General features: G+C 42.3%; 12 protein-coding genes and 1 pseudogene. 9 read left to right on the top strand and 4 right to left on the bottom strand.

The features are described 5' to 3' along the window. Positions 1-45: 45 nt before the first annotated feature. The 8 genes and pseudogenes from cmoM to Xind_RS08300 all read left to right on the top strand — a co-directional run bounded on the left by cmoM (position 46) and on the right by Xind_RS08300 (position 11,543). Positions 46-831 (top strand): tRNA uridine 5-oxyacetic acid(34) methyltransferase CmoM, encoded by a 786-nt coding sequence (gene cmoM, locus Xind_RS08335; RefSeq protein WP_047678919.1) that lies wholly within the window; start codon positions 46-48, stop codon positions 829-831. Further along, positions 828-2,150, top strand: a complete 1,323-nt coding sequence (mukF, locus tag Xind_RS08330; protein ID WP_047678917.1) for a chromosome partition protein MukF — start codon at positions 828-830, stop codon at positions 2,148-2,150. The genes cmoM and mukF overlap by 4 nt, the downstream gene beginning before the upstream one ends. Then, entirely contained in the window at positions 2,131-2,853 is a 723-nt protein-coding gene (mukE, locus tag Xind_RS08325; protein WP_187649842.1) for a chromosome partition protein MukE, read from the top strand. Before mukF ends, mukE begins: the two co-directional genes overlap by 20 nt. Next, positions 2,850-7,307, top strand: a complete 4,458-nt coding sequence (gene mukB / locus Xind_RS08320; RefSeq protein WP_187649841.1) for a chromosome partition protein MukB — start codon at positions 2,850-2,852, stop codon at positions 7,305-7,307. The genes mukE and mukB overlap by 4 nt, the downstream gene beginning before the upstream one ends. Before the next feature lie 222 nt (positions 7,308-7,529). Continuing rightward, positions 7,530-7,753, top strand: a pseudogene (locus Xind_RS08315) (HAD family hydrolase); the annotation flags it as partial. A 333-nt stretch (positions 7,754-8,086) separates the two neighbouring features. After that, positions 8,087-9,814 (top strand): L,D-transpeptidase, encoded by a 1,728-nt coding sequence (gene ldtD, locus Xind_RS08310; protein WP_047678911.1) that lies wholly within the window; start codon positions 8,087-8,089, stop codon positions 9,812-9,814. Positions 9,815-10,256: 442 nt separating this feature from the next. Further along, entirely contained in the window at positions 10,257-10,805 is a 549-nt protein-coding gene (gene mepK, locus Xind_RS08305) for a peptidoglycan L,D-endopeptidase MepK (protein WP_187649840.1), read from the top strand. Positions 10,806-10,916: 111 nt separating this feature from the next. Continuing rightward, positions 10,917-11,543: an MBL fold metallo-hydrolase gene (locus tag Xind_RS08300; protein ID WP_187649839.1), complete on the top strand. Its 627-nt coding sequence runs from the start codon at positions 10,917-10,919 to the stop codon at positions 11,541-11,543. A 101-nt stretch (positions 11,544-11,644) separates the two neighbouring features. Here the strand turns inward: Xind_RS08300 and Xind_RS08295 are convergent, their stop codons facing one another. The 4 genes from Xind_RS08295 to pncB all read right to left on the bottom strand — a co-directional run bounded on the left by Xind_RS08295 (position 11,645) and on the right by pncB (position 17,355). Beyond that, positions 11,645-12,835 (bottom strand): amino acid aminotransferase, encoded by a 1,191-nt coding sequence (locus Xind_RS08295; RefSeq protein WP_187649838.1) that lies wholly within the window; start codon positions 12,833-12,835, stop codon positions 11,645-11,647. A 243-nt stretch (positions 12,836-13,078) separates the two neighbouring features. Then, the gene (locus tag Xind_RS08290; RefSeq protein WP_187649837.1) at positions 13,079-14,209 is read right to left on the bottom strand and encodes a porin; all 1,131 of its coding nucleotides are present in this window, start codon (positions 14,207-14,209) and stop codon (positions 13,079-13,081) included. Positions 14,210-14,515: 306 nt separating this feature from the next. Beyond that, on the bottom strand, positions 14,516-15,916 hold the full coding sequence (asnS, locus tag Xind_RS08285; RefSeq protein ID WP_047678901.1) for an asparagine--tRNA ligase: 1,401 nt from the start codon (positions 15,914-15,916) through the stop codon (positions 14,516-14,518). 224 nt (positions 15,917-16,140) lie between these two features. After that, positions 16,141-17,355, bottom strand: a complete 1,215-nt coding sequence (gene pncB / locus Xind_RS08280) for a nicotinate phosphoribosyltransferase (protein ID WP_187649836.1) — start codon at positions 17,353-17,355, stop codon at positions 16,141-16,143. 327 nt (positions 17,356-17,682) lie between these two features. Between pncB and pepN the strand changes: the two genes are divergently transcribed. Then, positions 17,683-20,301 carry an aminopeptidase N gene (gene pepN, locus Xind_RS08275; protein ID WP_187649835.1) on the top strand — a complete coding sequence of 873 codons (2,619 nt, stop codon included), beginning with the start codon at positions 17,683-17,685 and terminating at the stop codon, positions 20,299-20,301. Positions 20,302-20,438: the final 137 nt, after the last annotated feature.

The following is a 20,438-nucleotide window of genomic DNA, read 5'->3' as shown; positions in this document are numbered from 1 at the left end:
TTCAATAGATACATCAAACTTAGTTGATAAGTGAGGCAGTTTTTCATGCGGGATCGCAATTTCGATGATATTGCAGACAAATTTTCGCGTAATATTTACGGCACAACCAAAGGTAAAATCAGACAGGCCGTTGTCTGGCAGGATATCAAAGAATTGCTGAACCATTTACCTCAACAACCACTGCGTATTTTAGATGCAGGGGGTGGTGAAGGAAATATGGCTTGCCAATTAGCTGAATTAGGCCATCAGGTAATATTATGTGACCTTTCTGAAGAAATGATCCAACGGGCAAAAAGTAATGCAGAAGAACGTGGCGTTCTTCATCAGATGCAATTTATCCAAAGTCCGGTACAGGAAATTCGCCGATATATTGAACAGCCCGTTGATTTAATTCTATTCCATGCGGTATTGGAATGGATCACCGATCAAAAAGATGCGATAGAAATATTGGGAGATATAATAACGCCCGGTGGTGCACTCTCATTAATGTTTTATAATGCTAATGGACTAGTTATGCGCAATGCCATTTTGGGTAATTTTCATTTGGCGACGCCGAATATTCAGCGTCGCCGTAAGCGTTCTCTATCGCCACAGAATCCATTAGTGCCTGAACAGGTATATCAATGGCTCGTTGAGCTCAATATGGAAATAACCGGAAAAACAGGAGTCAGGGTTTTTCACGACTACCTGCAAAGTCGCCAATTGCAAGATACAGATTTTCCAGCGTTGCTAGAACTTGAACAACGTTATTGCAGACAAGAGCCCTATATCAGCCTTGGACGCTACATTCATGTGATGGCACGCAAGCCTACCTTAAAGAGCGAATTATGAGTGAATATTCCCAGACTGTTCCTGAACTTGTGTCCTGGGCCAGAAAGAATGATTTTTCCATTTCGTTGCCACCAGAGCGGTTGGCTTTTTTGATGGCAATTGCTGTATTGAATAATGAACGTCTTGATGGCGAAATGAGTGAAGGAGAGCTGGTTGATGCTTTCCGGGAGGTTTGTAAAGGTTTTGAACAAACGGCGGAAGCGGTTGCGGTTAGGGCGAACAACGCCATTAACGACATGGTGCGCCAAAAGTTGCTTAGCCGTTTTACCAGTGAATTAGCAGAGGGTAATGCTATCTATCGCCTGACTCCATTAGGGATTGGCATTAGTGATTATTATATTCGCCAGCGTGAATTCTCTACATTGCGTCTTTCCATGCAGCTTTCCATCGTTGCCAGTGAACTGCATCGTGCTGCTGAAGCTGCTGAAGAAAGTGGTGATGAATTTCATTGGCATCGCAATGTGTTTGCGCCACTTAAATATTCAGTAGCTGAAATATTTGACAGTATTGATATGTCACAGCGCATTATGGATGAGCAACAAAACAGCGTAAAAGCAGATATTGCGGCGTTGCTTAATCAGGATTGGCAGGCAGCTATCGCCAACTGTGAGCAGCTACTGTCTGAAACCTCTGGAACCCTGAAAGAGCTTCAGGACACACTGGAGGCAGCCGGTGATAAACTACAGGCTAATCTACTGCGGATCCAGGATGCCAATATGGTAAATGAGGGATCTGAGCTGGTTGATAAACTGGTTTTTGATCTGCAAAACAAACTCGATCGTATTATTAGTTGGGGGCAGCAGGCTATTGACCTTTGGATCGGTTACGACCGCCATGTTCACAAATTTATTAGAACTGCCATTGACATGGATAAAAACCGCATTTTTGCTCAGCGTCTTCGCCAATCTATCCAACACTATTTTGATAACCCGTGGGTGCTGACTGTCGCGAATGCAGAGCGTTTGCTGGATATGCGTGATGAAGAGCTAACATTGCGCAATGAAGAAGTCATGGGTGAATTGCCACCGGAAATGGAATACGAAGAGTTTAGTGAAATCAACGAGCAACTGGCGGAGATGGTGGAACAGGCGCTGGCAATTTACCAACAGGCCAAACTTCCATTGGATTTAGGGGCAGTATTGCGTGACTACCTTGCTCAGCATCCCCGCCAGCGTCATTTTGATGTGGCACGTATTCTGGTGGATCAGGCAGTACGGTTGGGCGTTGCAGAAGCGGATTTCTCTGGGTTGCCAGCGGAATGGTTAGCGATTAATGATTACGGAGCCAAGGTGCAGGCACATGTCATCGACACATATTGAACAATTTATGCCAGTTAAACTGGCTCAGGCATTATCCAACACACTTTTTCCAGGATTAGACAGCCAACTTCGTTCAGGGCGTCATATTGGAATGGATGATCTTGATAATCATGCTTTTTTAATGGATTTTCAGGAGGAGTTGGAAACTTTTTACTCACGTTATAACGTCGAGTTAATTCGCGCACCAGAAGGTTTTTTCTACTTACGCCCGCGTTCAAATACACTGATTTCCCGCTCTGTTTTGTCTGAGTTGGATATGATGGTGGGTAAGATCCTGTGCTATCTCTATCTCAGCCCGGAGCGTTTATCCAATCAGGGCATATTTACTTATCAGGAACTTTATGAAGAGCTGTTGTCATTGGCAGATGAAAATAAGCTGATGAAATTGCTGAACCAACGCTCAACTGGCTCTGATTTGGATAAACTAAAACTACAGGAAAAAGTACGTACTTCCCTAAACCGTTTGCGTCGTTTAGGAATGGTCTATTTCCTGCAAAATGACAGTAATAAATTTACGATCACCGAAGCTGTATTTCGTTTCGGTGCAGATGTGCGTAGCGGTGATGATCCACGTGAAGCTCAGTTACGGATGATCCGTGATGGAGAGGCGATGTCGGTGGAAAGTAGCTTATCGCGAGAAGGTAGTGAACACGAAGAAGCATCGGTGCATTCAGCAGAAGGTGCGGAGGATGAGCAGTCATGATTGAACGCGGTAAATTTCGCTCACTGACACTTGTTAACTGGAACGGCTTTTTTGCCAGAACGTTTGATCTTGATGAACTGGTAACCACGTTATCTGGTGGTAATGGTGCGGGTAAATCCACGACGATGGCAGCATTTGTCACGGCTTTGATCCCTGACCTGACGCTATTGCATTTCCGTAATACCACGGAGGCAGGAGCAACAAGTGGTTCCCGTGATAAAGGTCTGCACGGAAAACTGCGTGCAGGTGTTTGTTATTCTGTACTGGATGTTGTTAATTCCCGTCATCAGCGGATCATTGCCGGTGTACGTTTGCAGCAGGTTGCCGGTCGAGACCGGAAAGTTGATATTAAGCCCTTTATGATCCAGGGTGTCCCTGCATCAATTCAGCCGACACAGTTATTAACCGAAAACATCAGCGAACGTCAGGCGCGGGTTCTGCCATTAAATGAACTGAAAGAGCGTCTTGATGAGATGGATGGCGTCCAGTTCAAACAATTCAACTCCATCGCTGACTACCATGCCTTGATGTTTGATTTAGGTGTGATCCCAAAACGTCTGCGTTCTGCCAGTGATCGCAGCAAGTTTTACCGTTTGATCGAAGCATCGCTGTATGGCGGGATTTCCAGTGCCATTACCCGTTCATTGCGTGATTACTTATTGCCAGAAAATAGTGGTGTCAGAAAAGCATTTCAGGATATGGAAGCCGCTCTGCGTGAAAACCGTATTACGCTGGAAGCCATTCGTGTCACTCAATCTGACCGCGATTTGTTTAAGCATCTTATCACTGAAGCGACGGCATATGTTTCGGCTGATTACATGCGTCATGCTAACGAGCGTCGCATCCATTTAGATGAAGCACTGGCTTTACGTAGTGAATTGTTTGCGGGCCGTCGTCAGCTAGTGACGGAACAGTATCGCCATGTTGAGATGGCACGGGAACTTGCTGAACAGAATGACGCATCTTCTGATTTGGAGATGGATTATCAGGCAGCCAGTGATCACCTGAATCTGGTGCAAACAGCCATGCGCCAGCAGGAGAAAATTGACCGTTACCAGGCTGATGTTGAAGAACTGACTTATCGACTGGAAGAACAAACTGAAGTCGTTGAGGAAGCGAAGGAATTGCAGGCCGAATATGAGGCGGTTTCTGAGGCTGCTGAACAGGAAGTTGACGAATTGAAAAGCCAGCTTGCTGATTATCAGCAGGCATTAGATGTACAACAAACCCGTGCAATTCAATACCAGCAGGCATTGCAAGCGTTGGAACGTGCCCGTGAGTTTTGCCAGCTTCCTGAATTGTCGATAGAAAATGCAGAAGAATGGCAAGAAACCTATCAGGCTAAAGAGCAGCAGGCAACAGAAACCCTGTTGTCATTGGAACAAAAGCTGAGTGTGGCCGATGCCGCTCATAGCCAGTTCGAGCAAGCTTACCAGCTAGTAAAAAGTGTTGTTGGTGAAGTCAGCCGCAGCGAAGCATGGCAAAGTGCTCGCGAAGTACTGCGTGAATGGCCATCTCAGCGTCATTTGGCTGATCGCATTCAACCATTGCGTATTCAACTGGCTGAACTGGAACAACGGTTGAACAGCCAGCAAAACGCAGAGCGTTTGCTGGAAGACTTCTGTAAACGCCATCACCAGCAATATCAGGCGGAAGATCTGGAAGCATTGCAGGGTGAATTAGAAGCCCAGCTAGAAGAATTAAGCCAGAGTGCGCATAAAAGTGGTGAGCGCCGTATGCAGATGCGCCAAGAACTTGAGCAACTCAAGCAGAAAATTCAAGGATTGACATCACGTGCCCCTGTTTGGCTGGCTGCGCAGGAAATGCTGAACCAACTTAGTGAGCAGAGTGGTGAAACGTTCGAAAGTGGTAATGATGTTACGGAATATATGCAGCAGTTGCTGGAACAAGAACGTGAAATCACTGTTGAACGTGACGATGTGGCGGCACAGAAACGTGAATTCGAAAAACAGATTGAGCGTCTGAGCCAGCCGAGTGGTGCAGAAGATAGCCGATTGTTGGCACTGGCGGAGCGTTTTGGTGGCGTTCTTCTCTCAGAGATTTACGATGATATTACCATTGACGATGCACCTTATTTCTCTGCGCTATATGGCCCTGCACGTCATGCGATTGTTGTACCTGATCTCTCTCTGGTACGTCCACATTTGGAAGCATTGGAAGATTGCCCGGAAGATCTCTATCTGATTGAGGGTGATCCACAATCATTCGATGACAGCGTATTCCATTTTGAAGAGCAGGAAAATGCAGTTCTGGTGAAATCCTCCGATCGCCAGTGGCGCTATTCCCGTTATCCTGAAGTGCCACTTTTTGGGCGGGCGGCAAGGGAAAACCGTCTGGAAGCTCTTAGCCTGGAGCGTGATACACTGGCAGAGCGTTACGCAACGCTCTCATTTGATGTACAGAAAATCCAACGTGCGCATCAGGCTTTCAGTCGTTTTGTTGGTAAACACTTATCCGTAGCGTTTGATAACGATCCGGAAGTTGAAATTCGTAGCCTAAGCCAGCGCCGTACAGAGCTGGAACGAGAATTGTCACAATTTGAGACTCAGACTCAACAATATCAACAAAAACAGTCTCAGGTAAAAGAGAGTTTATCTGTACTGAATCGGTTGATTCCGCAAGTCACGATTTTGTTGGATGAAACACTGATTGATCGTGTAGAAACCGTGCGTGAAGAAATGGTTGAAGCACAAGATGCAGTTCGTTTCTTACAACAGTATGGTGGTGCGCTGAATAAACTTGAGCCATTGGTTTCCGTTTTACAAAGTGATCCCCAACAACATGAACAGTTACAACGGGATTATGAAGCAGCTAAGCATAGTCAAATTAAGGCTAAACAACAGGCTTTTGCTCTGACTGAAGTAGTACAACGTCGTGCGCATTTCAGTTACAGCGACTCGGCGGGAATGCTTAGTGAAAATAGTGACTTGAATGACAAACTGCGTCAGCGTCTTGAACATGCGGAATCTGATCGCCGCCGTGCCCGTGAACAATTGCGCCAGCAGCAATCGCAATGTGCTCAGTTTAGTCAGGTATTGGCCTCATTGAAGAGTTCTTATGACACCAAACGGGATATGTTGCAGGAACTTGAGCAAGAGATGAAAGAGATCGGTGTTCAGGCTGATGCCGATGCAGAGAGTCGTGCCCGTGAACGTCGTGATCAGCTTCATACCGCCGTGCAAACTAATCGTTCCCGAATTAATCAGCTTGAGAAACAAATTGCATTCTGTGAGGCCGAAATAGAAAACCTCCACAAAAAGCTGCGTAAATCTGAGCGTGATTATTATCTGAAACGGGATCAGGTGGTTTCTTCTAAAGCTGGCTGGTGTGCTGTAATGCGGATGGTGAAAGACAATGGTGTTGAACGTCGCCTCCATCGTCGTGAACTGGCTTATATGGATGGTGATGCGTTACGTTCAATGTCAGATAAGGCGTTGGGAGCGTTGCGTCTTGCGGTAGCGGATAATGAGCATTTGCGTGACGCATTGCGATTGTCTGAAGATCCGAAACGTCCTGAACGTAAGATTCAGTTCTTTGTCGCTGTGTACCAACATCTGCGTGAGAGAATTCGTCAGGATATTATTCGTACCGATGATCCAGTTGATGCCATTGAACAAATGGAGATTGAACTGGCTCGCTTAACGGAGGAATTGACAGCACGCGAGCAAAAATTGGCCATTAGCTCTAAAAGTGTAGCCAATATCATCCGTAAAACCATTCAGCGTGAGCAGAACCGTATTCGTATGCTGAACCAGGGGTTGCAGACTGTTGCATTCGGTCAGGTAGGTGGTGTACGCCTGAATGTGAATGTACGTGAAAGCCACTCTGTTTTGCTGGATGTACTTTCTGAACAGCAGGAGCAGCACCAGGATCTGTTTAATAGCCAGCGTCTGACTTTCTCGGAAGCAATGGCCAAACTTTATCAGCGTTTGAATCCGCAAATCGATATGGGGCAGCGTTTACCTCAAACAATTGGTGAAGAACTACTGGACTATCGTAATTACCTTGAATTGGAAGTCGAGGTAAACCGTGGTTCGGACGGTTGGCTGAAAGCGGAAAGTGGGGCACTTTCCACAGGTGAAGCGATTGGTACGGGGATGTCAATTCTGGTGATGGTTGTACAGAGTTGGGAAGAGGAATCCCGTCGTCTGCGTGGCAAAGATATCTCTCCATGTCGTTTGCTGTTCCTTGATGAAGCGGCCCGTTTGGATGCAAAGTCAATTGCGACATTGTTTGAATTATGTGAACGTTTACATATGCAGTTAATTATCGCAGCGCCAGAGAATATCAGCCCAGAGAAAGGGACAACCTATAAACTGGTGCGTAAAATCTTCAATAATCAGGAACATGTGCATGTTGTTGGGTTGCGAGGTTTTGGACAGGAAGTGCCTGCTATCGAACAGCGGCAAGAGCAAGCTCAAGTGATATTCTAAAGATAATTTTTTTTAAACTAATAGATTAAAGCCGTCATTCAATCAAATGACGGCTTTTAATTTATAAAGATAATGATAACGTTTTGAAATAGGAGTGTTTATTATTCTATGCCATTGTGACCAAGATGGCAGAAGGAAAAACGATGCATAAAGTGATGCTGACTGCGCTTGCTGTTGGTTTAAACGGTATAGCCCAGGCAAAAATACAATTGCCAGAGCAAATTCATCACAGGACGCACTAAAACCAAAACAGAAACAGTGACCAAATATTTACAGGAAGAGCTCCATATTCCTGCTGATAAAATGAACCTTATTATTTTTTCTGGTGATGATCCTGGTAAAAATAATAAAATTAGCTGGATGAGAGAGCATCTGATTCTTCTTATCAACTTTTACCTAAAGCAGGAAAATTTGGAGAAGAGTTGGTGATTAACTCAGAATATTAATATAAAAGTTTATTATGTTTATTTCTCATTAATGGAACTTTAAGTGCCTTTTCTTTTTTAAGATTAACATAATCTAAATTATTATAGTGAAAATTTTCTTTTGACTCATGTAATTGTATATAATTGAAAATCTTTCTGTCTTAATAAATAATTATGTATATAATTACTATTATTTTCTTCTGATAAAATAGCTCTGCCGATAATTAGAATAAGTCATTGGATAGCCAGATATACCCAGTAAATCTCATGTACAGTGCTAAGGCTGATGAATTCAGTCGATTAAGTTGTCTCTATGAAAAAGAGGGGTATACATAAAAAGCGAGGTGAACTCTTATGGCAAATAATACGGTAAGATTACTGAAATTTTCTTTTATTTGTAGCATATTAGTGGTATCAGAGGGTATCTTTGCCAATCAACAAAATAGATTGATAACAAATGATGTCCAGCAATTGTCAGGGGAACAAAAAAAAGCAGATAGCAACATAACCACTACTCAGATAGCTCCTGTATTTTTAACAAATTCTCTTGAAGAAAGTAAGGAACAATTACAGAATTTATTACCGAAAAAAATAATCCCTGTTTTCTCTGATAAGTTAGCCAGATTGTATTCGGTAAATAACATGAAACCATTATGGCAGGATGAAAATGCTATACAACATTTTGAACGACAATTATTTGATTTATCGTTAGCAGGGTTTCAGCCCCAATTTGGAAAATGGCTTGTGCAACTTAATTCTCCTGAATTAAGTGATATGGGACGAGATGTTATTCTATCTGATGCTATGCTAGGTTATCTTCATTTCATTAATAACATTCATAAGAAAGGGGATTCATGGTTATATAGCAAAACACCTTATAAAATCGATTTACCTTCTTCTGCTTCAATTGATAATTGGCAAAAAAATATTTCTCATAATAGCCTTAGTGATTATATTTCGGGATTATCTCCTAATCATTCTATGTATGAAAATATGCGCAGTGAGATGCTAAAACAATTATCAGATAAGCAGCCGTGGTCTGAATTTTTGATGAAAGAAACGTTAAGACCCGGACAAAGTAGTAAAAGTGTCACCGTATTAAGAAATATATTGATCCGAGCTGATACTTTGGATGCATCAGTAGTCAGGCCAGAAAATCAATTTTATAACAAAGAGTTAGTCGCTGCTGTAAAACGCTTTCAATCTTTACATGGATTACCTGCTGATGGTGTTATTGGGCAATCTACAAGGGTATGGCTAAATACTACGCCACAAACTCGTGCCAGAATTATGGCTTTGAATATGCAGCGATTACGCATTATTCCTGAGAATCTTCCTACCGCAATTTTAGTGAATATTCCGAATTATTCGTTATTTTATTATTTGGATGGCGAAAAAGTCTTAACTTCTAAAGTTGTTGTTGGACGTCCAAGCCGAAAGACACCGATTATGAGCAGTGAGATGAATAATGTGGTAATCAACCCTCCCTGGACTGTTCCTGTCAGTATGATCCGCAAAGATATAGCACCAAGAGCCATGCGTGATCCCAATTATTTTCGTAGTCGTGGTTATACTATTTTTTCCAGTTGGCATAGTGATGCTACAGTTATCAATCCCTCATCAATTAATTGGCGAGTAATAACACCTGGCAATTTCCCTTATCGGATACGGCAAGCTCCGGGCCCAACTAACTCATTAGGACGATTTAAGTTTAATATGCCAAACTCAGAGGCAATATATTTGCATGATACACCAAATCAGGCATCATTTAATCGGGAAATGAGAGCGATTAGTTCAGGTTGTGTACGTGTTAACAAAGCACCTGAATTAGCCAATATGCTATTGGGAGATGCGGGTTGGGATAAACATCGTGTGAATAATTCTTTGAGAACATGGACAACAAGGTATGTGAATATACCGAAAAAAATCCCAGTATTCCTTTATTATCAGACAGCTTGGGTCGATGAAAAAGGAAAGCCTCAATATCGGGAAGATATTTATGAATATGATAGCAATGCCAGAAAAAAATCTGAACTGGTGTCCCAACTTTTGGCAATCAAACGAGATATATTGTCACCATAATTTTTATTAAATTATAAATGAAAAGATTAATAATCGCATCTATGCAGTGAAAGTAAGGAATTTATCTTCTCACTGCTATTTTTTCTGCCACTTATTTTTTATCCCTTCTGGTTGTTTTTCTTTTAATTACAACGTAGTTATCTTAATCCGTTCAAATAATATTTTGCATTAATTCAACATAAGTATTTAAATTGTGTTTAATATAAATCGTGATACGTAAAGCAGATCACAAATATTAACTGGTAAATTTACAGTAATATACAAAAGTAGGAGGAAATATTTTTTGTTTGTTGCTGTATTGTTAATTGATTAAATATAATTGTTAATATAGTTTTGAAATTATCTATATACCTCTATGAATTTCAAAATATAGTCAATAAAGAATAAAGCCATATCTTGAAAGACAATGGGGGATAAATCATAGAATAGCAGGGCATAATACATGAATAATATTGATCATAACCGCCGTAAGTGGCTCGGCGTAGGTATGGTTGCATTGGGGTTAGGTTTATTGCCTCAACATGCATTAGCCACATTGACAACTCTACGCCCCAGAAGCCTGCATATAGATAATCTCCATACCGGAGAAACCATTAAAACCGAATTTTTTGACGGTCACCAATATAACAAATCCGAACTTGATCGTCTGAATTATTTATTCCGTGATTATCGCCAAAATGAAATCAAAACAATTGATCCGAAGTTATTTGACCAGATTTACTTATTACAAATGATAATGGGAATAAATAAATCTATTCAGTTGATATCGGGCTATCGTTCATTAAAAACTAATAATATGTTACGCCATAAAAGCTCTGGTGTGGCAAAACATAGTTATCATACCCGTGGTCAGGCAATGGATTTTCATATCGATGGGGTGGAGCTGACACATATTTGTAAGGCGGCATTGAAGATGAGAGCAGGTGGAGTAGGGTTCTATCCAAAAAGTAATTTTATTCATATTGATACAGGCCCGGTCAGGACGTGGTAATCTTAATATATTCTTTCATTTTTCAAGTTGTTTCTCTGTTCGCAGTGCTATAACTTGAAAATTTATTGGGTATATTAAGAAATTATCCTGATTGTGGAGTTAAGTAATACAATGAAATACCACATTATGCCTGTCACCGCTGCGATGCAGAATTGTACGTTGATCTGGTGCGAGGAAACTCTGGAGGCTGCAATTGTTGATCCCGGTGGTGAAGCTGAAAAACTGATATCTGAAATAGAACGTCGGGGGTTAAAGTTAACTCAAATTTTACTGACACATGGTCACTTTGATCATGTTGGTGCAACTGTTGATATTGCTACTCATTTTAATGTGCCGGTTCATGGGCCACATAAAGCCGATGCGTATTGGATAGAAGCATTAGAAGTTCAGTGTCAGATGTTTGGTGTCAAAGAATGCCCATCCTTTACTCCTGAACGTTGGCTGGATGAAGGGGATACATTACAAATAGGCTACATCCGACTTTCTGTTTTGCATTGTCCGGGACACACTCCAGGGCATATTATCTTTGCTAATCATACTGAGAAATTAATCTCAATGGGGGATGTACTGTTTAAAGGCAGTATCGGGCGCACGGATTTTCCGGGTGGAAATTATGATGAGTTGATTCAATCTATTAAAGAAAAAGTGTTACCTTTGGGAGATGATTATCAATTTATTCCCGGACATGGGCCAATGTCAACCTTGGGCCATGAGCGAAAAACTAACCCCTTTTTGTAAAACCGCTCAATTAGTTTTCAGGCCCAGGATTTTGAGGTAAAAATAATAAAGCCGCTAAATAAGCGGCTTTATTATCAGGATGCTTTATGTACCTATGAAAGTTAAAGCACAGCAACGATAGCTTCACACAGAGGAACCATGTTCTCCAATGTTAAGCCTGCTACGTTAATACGACCGGAGCTAACCGCATAAACAGCGTATTCTTCACGCAGGCGCTCAACTTGTTCTTTAGTCAGACCACTGAATGAGAACATACCATTTTGAGCGATGATAAAGCTGAAATCTTGTTTTGTCCCTTTTTCCTGCAACGTGTTTACAAACAACTGGCGCATGCGCTGAATGCGTTCACGCATTGCTGCCAATTCCTGAATCCATTCTGTTTTCAGTTCTTCGTTGGACAAAATGGTTGTTACTACAGATGCACCATGTGCTGGTGGATTGGAGTAGTTGGTACGAACAATAGATTTCGCCTGACTGAATGCTTTTTCTGCGGTGTCACTATCTGCTGCAACGATAGTGCAAGCACCTACACGCTCGTTGTACAGGCCGAAGTTTTTGGAGTAAGAGCTGGCAACGAGTAGTTCATTGTGATTTTTAGTAAAAATGCGCAGACCTTCGGCGTCTTCATCCAGCCCTTTGGCAAAACCCTGATAAGCGAAATCGAATACAGGCAACCAGCCATTTGCCGCAGATAAATCTGCCAGTTTCTGCCACTGTTCAGCGGTTGGATCAATACCGGTTGGGTTATGGCAGCAGCCATGCAGCAGAATAACATCACCTGCCTGTGCTTCAGACAGACTGGCAAGCATACCTTCGAAATCCAGTGCGTGTTTTTCCGCATCGTAGTAGTTGTATTCGCGGATCTCTAAACCTGCGCTGGTGAAAACGCCTTTATGGTTTGGCCAGGTCGGGTTGCTGATCCAAACACGTTTGGCATTGGTTTGTTTAGCAATAAAATCAGCGGCAATACGCAGCGCACCTGTTCCACCTGGGCTTTGTACAGTACGGGCGCGTTTGTCAGTAACGATAGTGCTGGTGTTGCCGAAGAGCAGTTCTTGAGTTACGCGACCAAATTCCGGTAATCCGCTAATTGCCAGATAATTTTTAGTGGTTTCATTTTCCAGCAGGAGTTTTTCTGCTTTTTTAACGGTCGTCAGGACAGGGGTTTTACCGGTTTCATCTTTGTAGACACCAATACCCAGGTTGATTTTATTTTCGCGGGGATCAGTTTTAAAACTATCTGCTAAACCAAGGATGGGGTCGGCAGGCGCTGCGGTGATTTTCTCAAACATTTTTTCAATTCCAAAATTTGGAGAGTTAAGCCCAAAATGAGTTATACGCCGCTCAGGGTAACCTTAAGGAACTCATTTGCCAACCACTAGTAGTAAAAAGAATAAAATCTTGTGAAGTAGTTTACGGAGTGAAGAAAATAGTCAGAAAAAACAGTAAAGTAAAATACAAAAAGCAGCGCCAGAGCGCTGCTTTTCTAAGATAAATTTGTTTAACTTTTCGTTAAACAGTTTTATCAGAAATGATTAGAACTGATAAGTCAGGCCAACACCGAATACGTTACGAGCACCTGTGTCTTGACCTTCTTTTTTGTCCAACAGGTTGATTTTGTAATCAACATAGGTAGACAGGTTTTTGTTAAAGTAGTAGTAAGAGCCTACAGAAACATATTTAACCAGATCAGCGTTGATACCTTTGACATCGTTGTTACGATTCAGATCTTTACCTTTGGATTGAACATAAGCCAGAGATGGTTTCAGACCATAGTCAGCGAACAGGTATTGTGCAACTAATTCAACGTTTTGAGTTTTATTAGCAATACCTTTGTATTCGTCACCAGCAATTTTTACTGAACCAGGGGTCATATTGCGAGTTTCGCCGTACATTGCTGCCAGATATACGTTGTTAGCATCGTATTTAGCACCGATGTTCCATGCTTCTGCACGTTTGCCGTGGGCATATGCATGTTTTTCGTGGGCATAACTAGTATTCCATTGGCCATTTGCACGAGCAGAGTTAGCGTAAGAACCACCAACAGTAAGACCATCGATTATGTTATAAGTAACAGCTAAACCGTAACCATCACCGTTTGCTTTATCACCACTGCGATTGTTTTTAGTACGATCGCTGTTTTGACCCTGATATTGCAGAGCAAAGTTCAGACCATCAACCAGACCAAAGAAGTCAGTGTTACGGTAGGTCAACAGGCCAGTAGCACGGCCAGTCATATAGTTATCAGTTTTAGCCATGGAATCAGCACCAAAGATTGGCAGTACGTCAGTCCATGCGTTAATGTCGTAGTTTACGCCGTAGTTACGACCGTAATCCAGTGAACCGTAGTTAGCGAATTTCAAACCCGCAAAAGCCAGACGAGTAGCAGTATCTTGCTTACCTTCTTCAGTGTGAGCTTTCAGGTTGTATTCCCAACGACCGAAACCAGTCAGTTGATCAGAGATCTGAGTTTCGCCTTTGATGCCGATACGAGCGTAAGAAGCATCACCATCTTCTTTGCTTCTCTTATCGGAGAACTGATGACGCACGTCTACTTTACCGTACAGATCCAGTTTGTTACCATCTTTGTTGAAAATTTCGGCTGCGTTTGCTGTACCAGCAACCAGCAGAGCTGGAATTACCACTGCAAGAATATTGCGCTTCATTATTATTACCCTCATTGGTGTTATTCAGACATCTGTTACTGCCAGAAACAGAACACTAAAGTTTTTGGAACTATTTATGGGTATCAAGTGTCTTATTAATCTGCGCTCAGTGTTCCATTGGTCATAGGTTTTATCCACCTTCAAAATGCTACAAAAGCACAATATTAGTAACGAAATGAAAATAGATATTTCAAATTGTAAATGTCAAGGAACTTTTTTTGCACTGTTTTCGCCATAGAATGAAAAAAGCCAGCAAATGCTGGCTTTTCTTAGGATTAAACTTTGCTTATTTATTGAGCTGATTCATTAGAAACTTGCGTTTCTTGGTGTCCGTGGGAATGGGATAACATCGCGTACATTTGATACACCAGTGACATAAGCCACCAGACGTTCAAAGCCCAGACCGAAACCAGAATGAGGAACAGTGCCATAACGGCGTAGATCACGATACCACCAATAATCGTCTTTATTCAGTCCCATCTCTTCCATACGCTTATCCAGCATGTCCAAACGTTCTTCACGTTGGGAACCACCAATAATCTCACCAATGCCTGGCGCCAGAACATCCATTGCAGCAACAGTTTTACCATCTTCATTCATGCGCATGTAAAAGGCTTTGATGTCTTTTGGATAGTTTTTCATAATAACTGGTGCACCAAAGTGCTTCTCTGCCAGATAACGCTCATGTTCAGATGCCAAATCAACACCCCAGTAAACAGGGTTTTCAAATTTATGACCACAGTTTTCCAGAATTTCAATGGCATCAGTGTAATCCAACTGAACAAAGTCTGAATCAACAAATTTTTCCAGTCGGGTAATGACTTCGCTATCAACACGTTCTGCAAAGAAAGCGAGATCATCAGCACGTTCTGCCAAAGCTGCCTTGAAGACATACTTCAGCATTTCTTCAGCGAGTTTGGCGATATCGTTCAAATCGGCAAAAGCGACTTCTGGCTCAAGCATCCAGAACTCAGCCAGATGGCGGCTGGTATTGGAGTTTTCAGCACGGAAAGTCGGCCCGAAGGTATAGACTTTGCTCAATGCACAGGCATAGGCTTCACCGTTCAACTGGCCAGATACTGTCAGGAAGGCTTCACGTCCGAAGAAATCCTTACTGAAATCAACTTCACCTTTATCTGTCAGTGGCAGGTTTTGCAGATCCAAAGTGGAAACGCGGAACATTTCACCTGCACCTTCGGTATCTGAAGCAGTGATCAAGGGTGAAGATACCCAAAAGAAACCTTTCTCATGATAAAAACGATGCAGAGCTTGTGCCAGAGTGTGACGAACACGGGCAACTGCACCAATCAGGTTGGTACGTGGGCGGAGGTGGGCCACTTCACGCAGGTATTCGATGCTGTGGCGTTTCGCCGCCATTGGGTAAGTATCAGGATCTTCCACCATACCAATAACAACTACTTTGGTTGCTTGCAGCTCGAAACTCTGGCCTTTACCTTGTGATTCTACTACTGTGCCAGTCACTTCCACAGAGCAGCCAGTAGTCAGATTCAGAATTTCATCCTGGTAATTAGGTAAATTATTATTAACGACGGCCTGTAATGGATTAAAGCAGGAACCGTCATAGACGGCGAGGAATGAGATACCAGCTTTAGAATCTCTCCTTGTACGTACCCAGCCGCGGACGGTGACTTCGCTGCCAACCGGAACACGGCCTTGCAGTACATCGACTACAGGCGCTACGCTCATAAATTTCTCTCTTCTTTTATATGATAGTGAAATAATTAATTAGATTTATTGTAAATAGTGTCAAATAAACACTATGGCCCATTATCTTACTTGTCATCTCACAGGAAACAAGCAGAAATTAAAGGGATTAACAGGGAAATAAAGAGAAAAGATATTTTTCTTCCCGACATAACCGGAATGTGACAGGTTATGCCGGAAACAACCGGTAGAGATTATACTGGAAACTACACGGCTTTTTTCATTTCCGGTATATCAAATGCTCTGCGTAATCTGTTGACAAACTCAACATCTTCACAAATGGTTTTTCCTGGGCTGTCAGATAGCTTAGCCACCGGTTTACCATTGCATTCAACGAGTTTAATCACAATATTCAGCGGTTTTATGCCCGGAATATTACAGGTCAACCGTGTGCCAATGCCAAACATAACATTGATTCGCTTGTAAAAATGTTGATAGAGACCCAGTGATTTTTGCAGATCCAGACTGTCCGAAAATACTAATGTTTTGGTCTGTGGATCGATACCCAGTGATTGGTAGTGTGTAATCGCTTTTTCACCCCATTCGATGGGATCGCCGGAGTCATGGCGCAGACCGTTATAAGCAGTAGCGAGGGATTTATCAAAATCCCGCAGGAATGCATCCATCGTAATGCAATCTGTCAGGGCAATGCCTAACTGCTCTGGATATTCACTTAACCAAATCTGTAATGCTGCCCGCTGGCTGTTAGCGAGTTCAGGGCTGATTTGCTGATGTGCCTGAAACCACTCATGAGCTTGTGTGCCGAGAGGTGCCAGATCCAGCTGTTGTGCCAGTTGGTAGTTACTGGTGCCAATTAGATAAGGGAAGCTCTCTTTCAGCTCCTTGACGATGGCATATTGCACTTCATGTGAAAAACGACGTCGAGTGCCAAAATCCATCAACTTGAAACCGGACAAATCGATATTTTCTGCGGCGGCATCTTGATGGAACAGCTCAATTAACTTTCTGAGCTGACTGACAGCCACTTCCGGTTTTATTTCAGGAGAACGATGGCGGTGAACCAGTTCACTAATTAAGGCAAGCAGTGGAACTTCCCATAGAATAACGTCACGCCATAAACCTGAAATTCTGATGGTTAACTGCCCCTTATCAGTAACAGAAACTTCGACTTGTTCTGGATTAAAACGAAAAGTTTTGAACCAGTTCAGATAATCTTGTTTAAAGAACGGTAAACTGGAAAGATATTCGGCTTCGCGTTCTGTCAGGGCTAAATCAGCCATCATATTAATTTGATGACGTAATTCCTCGGCATATTCACCGAGTAGCTCATCACTACGACAACGAAATTCTGCAACAACAGGAATATTGTTGTAATGGTGGTACACCGCTTGCTGCATATGAAATTTATAAGCATCAGTGTCAAGCAGTGATTTGATAATCGGGGTAGCGTCTAAAGTCATGGCGCGTCAAGCATCCTCGCGGAGCATTTGTGTCTGCTAAATCGATAAAGTCGGAAGAGTATACCGCGATTATTAGGTTATTAAAGCCACATAATCACATATATTTTTCCGGACAATAGAGATTAAAGGTTGATCAATTTATAGATGATATCATGTTAAATACACTATGAGATGACAATTAGCACAAAAGCACCAATATTCTGGTTACATCATTTATACCTTTATTTAATAAATGATTAGCATTCGAAAAAAGAGATTTCAAGATTGAAAGGATGGGATCTCTGTGGCAGCGTTAGCTTCTCAATCTAGTAATGAAAAAGGTTTCTTATGACACAACAACGGCTTGTTAAACATCGTCTGGATTATAAAGCGCCAGATTACACTATTACAGATATTGATCTCGATTTTGTTCTGGATGCAGATAAAACAATTGTCACGGCAACCAGCCAGGTAAAACGTCTGATTAATGACATTACACCACTCATTTTGGATGGGGAAAATCTCACACTGAAGAGTATCCATATTAATGAGATAGCGTGGGAACATTATCAGGAGCAGGAGGGTCAATTAATCATAGAACAATTACCCGTACAGTTTACTCTGAAAATTGTTAATGAAAACTATCCATCTGCTAACACTGCACTTGAAGGGCTGTATGTGTCAGGTGATGCTCTGTGTACGCAGTGTGAATCGGAAGGTTTTCGTAACATTACTTATTATCTGGACAGACCGGATGTACTGGCCCGTTTTACGACCCGTATTACCGCAGATAAGTCTAAATATCCTTTCTTATTGTCTAATGGTAACCGCGTTGAGCAGGGAGATCTTGATGGTGGTCACCATTGGGTGAAATGGCAGGATCCATTCCCGAAACCTTCTTATCTGTTCGCGTTGGTGGCGGGGAATTTTGATGTCTTGCATGATACTTTTATTACCCGTAGTGGTCGTGAAGTTGCTCTGGAGTTGTTTGTAGACCGGGGTAATTTGGATCGGGCCGATTGGGCCATGACATCACTGAAAAACTCCATGAAGTGGGATGAAACTCGCTTTGGTTTGGAGTATGACCTTGATATTTACATGATCGTCGCTGTTGATTTCTTCAATATGGGGGCGATGGAGAATAAAGGGCTGAATATCTTTAACTCCAAATATGTATTAGCGAAAACTGAAACGGCAACAGATAAGGATTATCTCGGCATTGAAGCCGTGATTGGCCATGAATATTTCCATAACTGGACGGGAAATAAGATCACTTGCCGTGATTGGTTCCAATTAAGCCTAAAAGAAGGGCTGACAGTATTCCGTGATCAAGAATTCAGTTCTGATTTAGGTTCACGCTCTGTTAACCGCATTAATAATGTGCGTGTTATGCGCGCAGCACAGTTTGCTGAAGATGCCAGCCCAATGGCGCATCCTATCCGCCCTGATCAAGTGATGGAAATGAATAATTTCTATACGCTGACAGTCTATGAAAAAGGCTCGGAAGTGATCCGAATGATCCATACATTGCTGGGTGAGGAACAATTTCAAGCAGGGATGCAGCTTTATATTCATCGTCACGATGGGAGTGCAGCAACCTGTGACGATTTTATTCAGGCGATGGAAGATGCTTCAAACGTTGATTTGTCATTATTCCGCCGTTGGTACAGCCAATCCGGTACGCCAGTAGTGACTGTCCGCGATGAATACGATGCAGAAAAACGGCAATATACTCTGCATGTCAGTCAGATGACACCACCAACTGCCGATCAGAAAATGAAACTGCCACTACATATTCCGCTGGATATTGAGTTGTATGATGAAGATGGTCGGGTGATCCCATTATGCCGTGATGGTCAGTTGGTTCACCATGTCCTGAATGTTACCAATGCAGAACAATCATTTGTATTTGATGATGTTCCGTCACGGCCGATTCCTTCTTTATTACGTGAATTCTCGGCACCAGTGAAATTGGATTATCTGTATAATGATACCCAATTGGCGTTCTTAATGAAGCATGCACGTAATGAATTTTCCCGTTGGGATGCCGCACAAGCGTTGTTGGCTAATTATATAAAACTGAATGTTGCCCGTTATCAGCAATCTCAGCCAATAGAGTTACCAATGCATGTGATTGATGCATTCCGTGCGGTGTTGTTGGATAAGGCTATCGGCCCTGCCTTGGCCGCTCTGATCCTGACACTGCCATCTGAAAATGAAATGGCAGAGTTGTTTACGGTGATTGATCCACAGGCTATTCATGAGGTGATTTATGCCATCACACGTAGTCTGGCTAATGAAATGGCGGATGAATTTGCTGCTGTTTATCACAGCATTCACACAGGAACATATCGTGTAAATCACCAGGATATTGCGAAACGAGCATTACGTAATATTTGTCTGCATTATTTAGCTTTTATTGAAGATAAGGGGCAGGCAGATAAATTAATCGCTGCCCAATATTATCAGGCTGATAATATGACGGATACTATTGCTGCATTATCTGCGGCGATGGCGGCAGAATTGCCTTGCAGTTATCAACTGATGGATGAATTTGATCAACGTTGGCATCAAGATGGTTTAGTTATGGATAAGTGGTTTATCCTTCAAGCCACTAGCCCGGCGTTTGATGTACTTGATAAAGTTCGTAGCCTGATGAAGCATCGTTCTTTCAGTCTGAGTAATCCAAATCGGGTTTATTCGTTACTGAGAACTTTCTTTGCCAATAACGCAGTAGCATTTCATGCTGAGGATGGGCGTGGTTATCAGTTCTTGAAAGAAGTATTGATTGACCTGAACAGCCGGAATCCACAAGTGGCGTCACGTTTAATTGAACCGTTGATTCGTTTGAAACGTTATGATGAAAAACGTCAGGCGCTGATGCGTGTTACTTTAGAAGAATTGAAAGAATTGGAAAACTTATCTGGTGACTTGTTTGAAAAAATCACCAAGGCACTTGAAAGCTGAGTTATGATATTTGCCTCCGGCAACAGCCGGAGGATATTTTGCTGTTCAGATCTTCTTCTGTCGATAACTTGTTAACATAGTGATTTGTTAATACAGCTATTTGTTAATACAGAAGTACACTGAAAAATATCTTCTTT

It is taken from the genome of Xenorhabdus indica, assembly GCF_014467235.1.
GTDB classification, from domain to species: Bacteria; Pseudomonadota; Gammaproteobacteria; order Enterobacterales; family Enterobacteriaceae; genus Xenorhabdus; species Xenorhabdus indica.
This window is presented reverse-complemented; position numbering and strand designations above follow the sequence as displayed.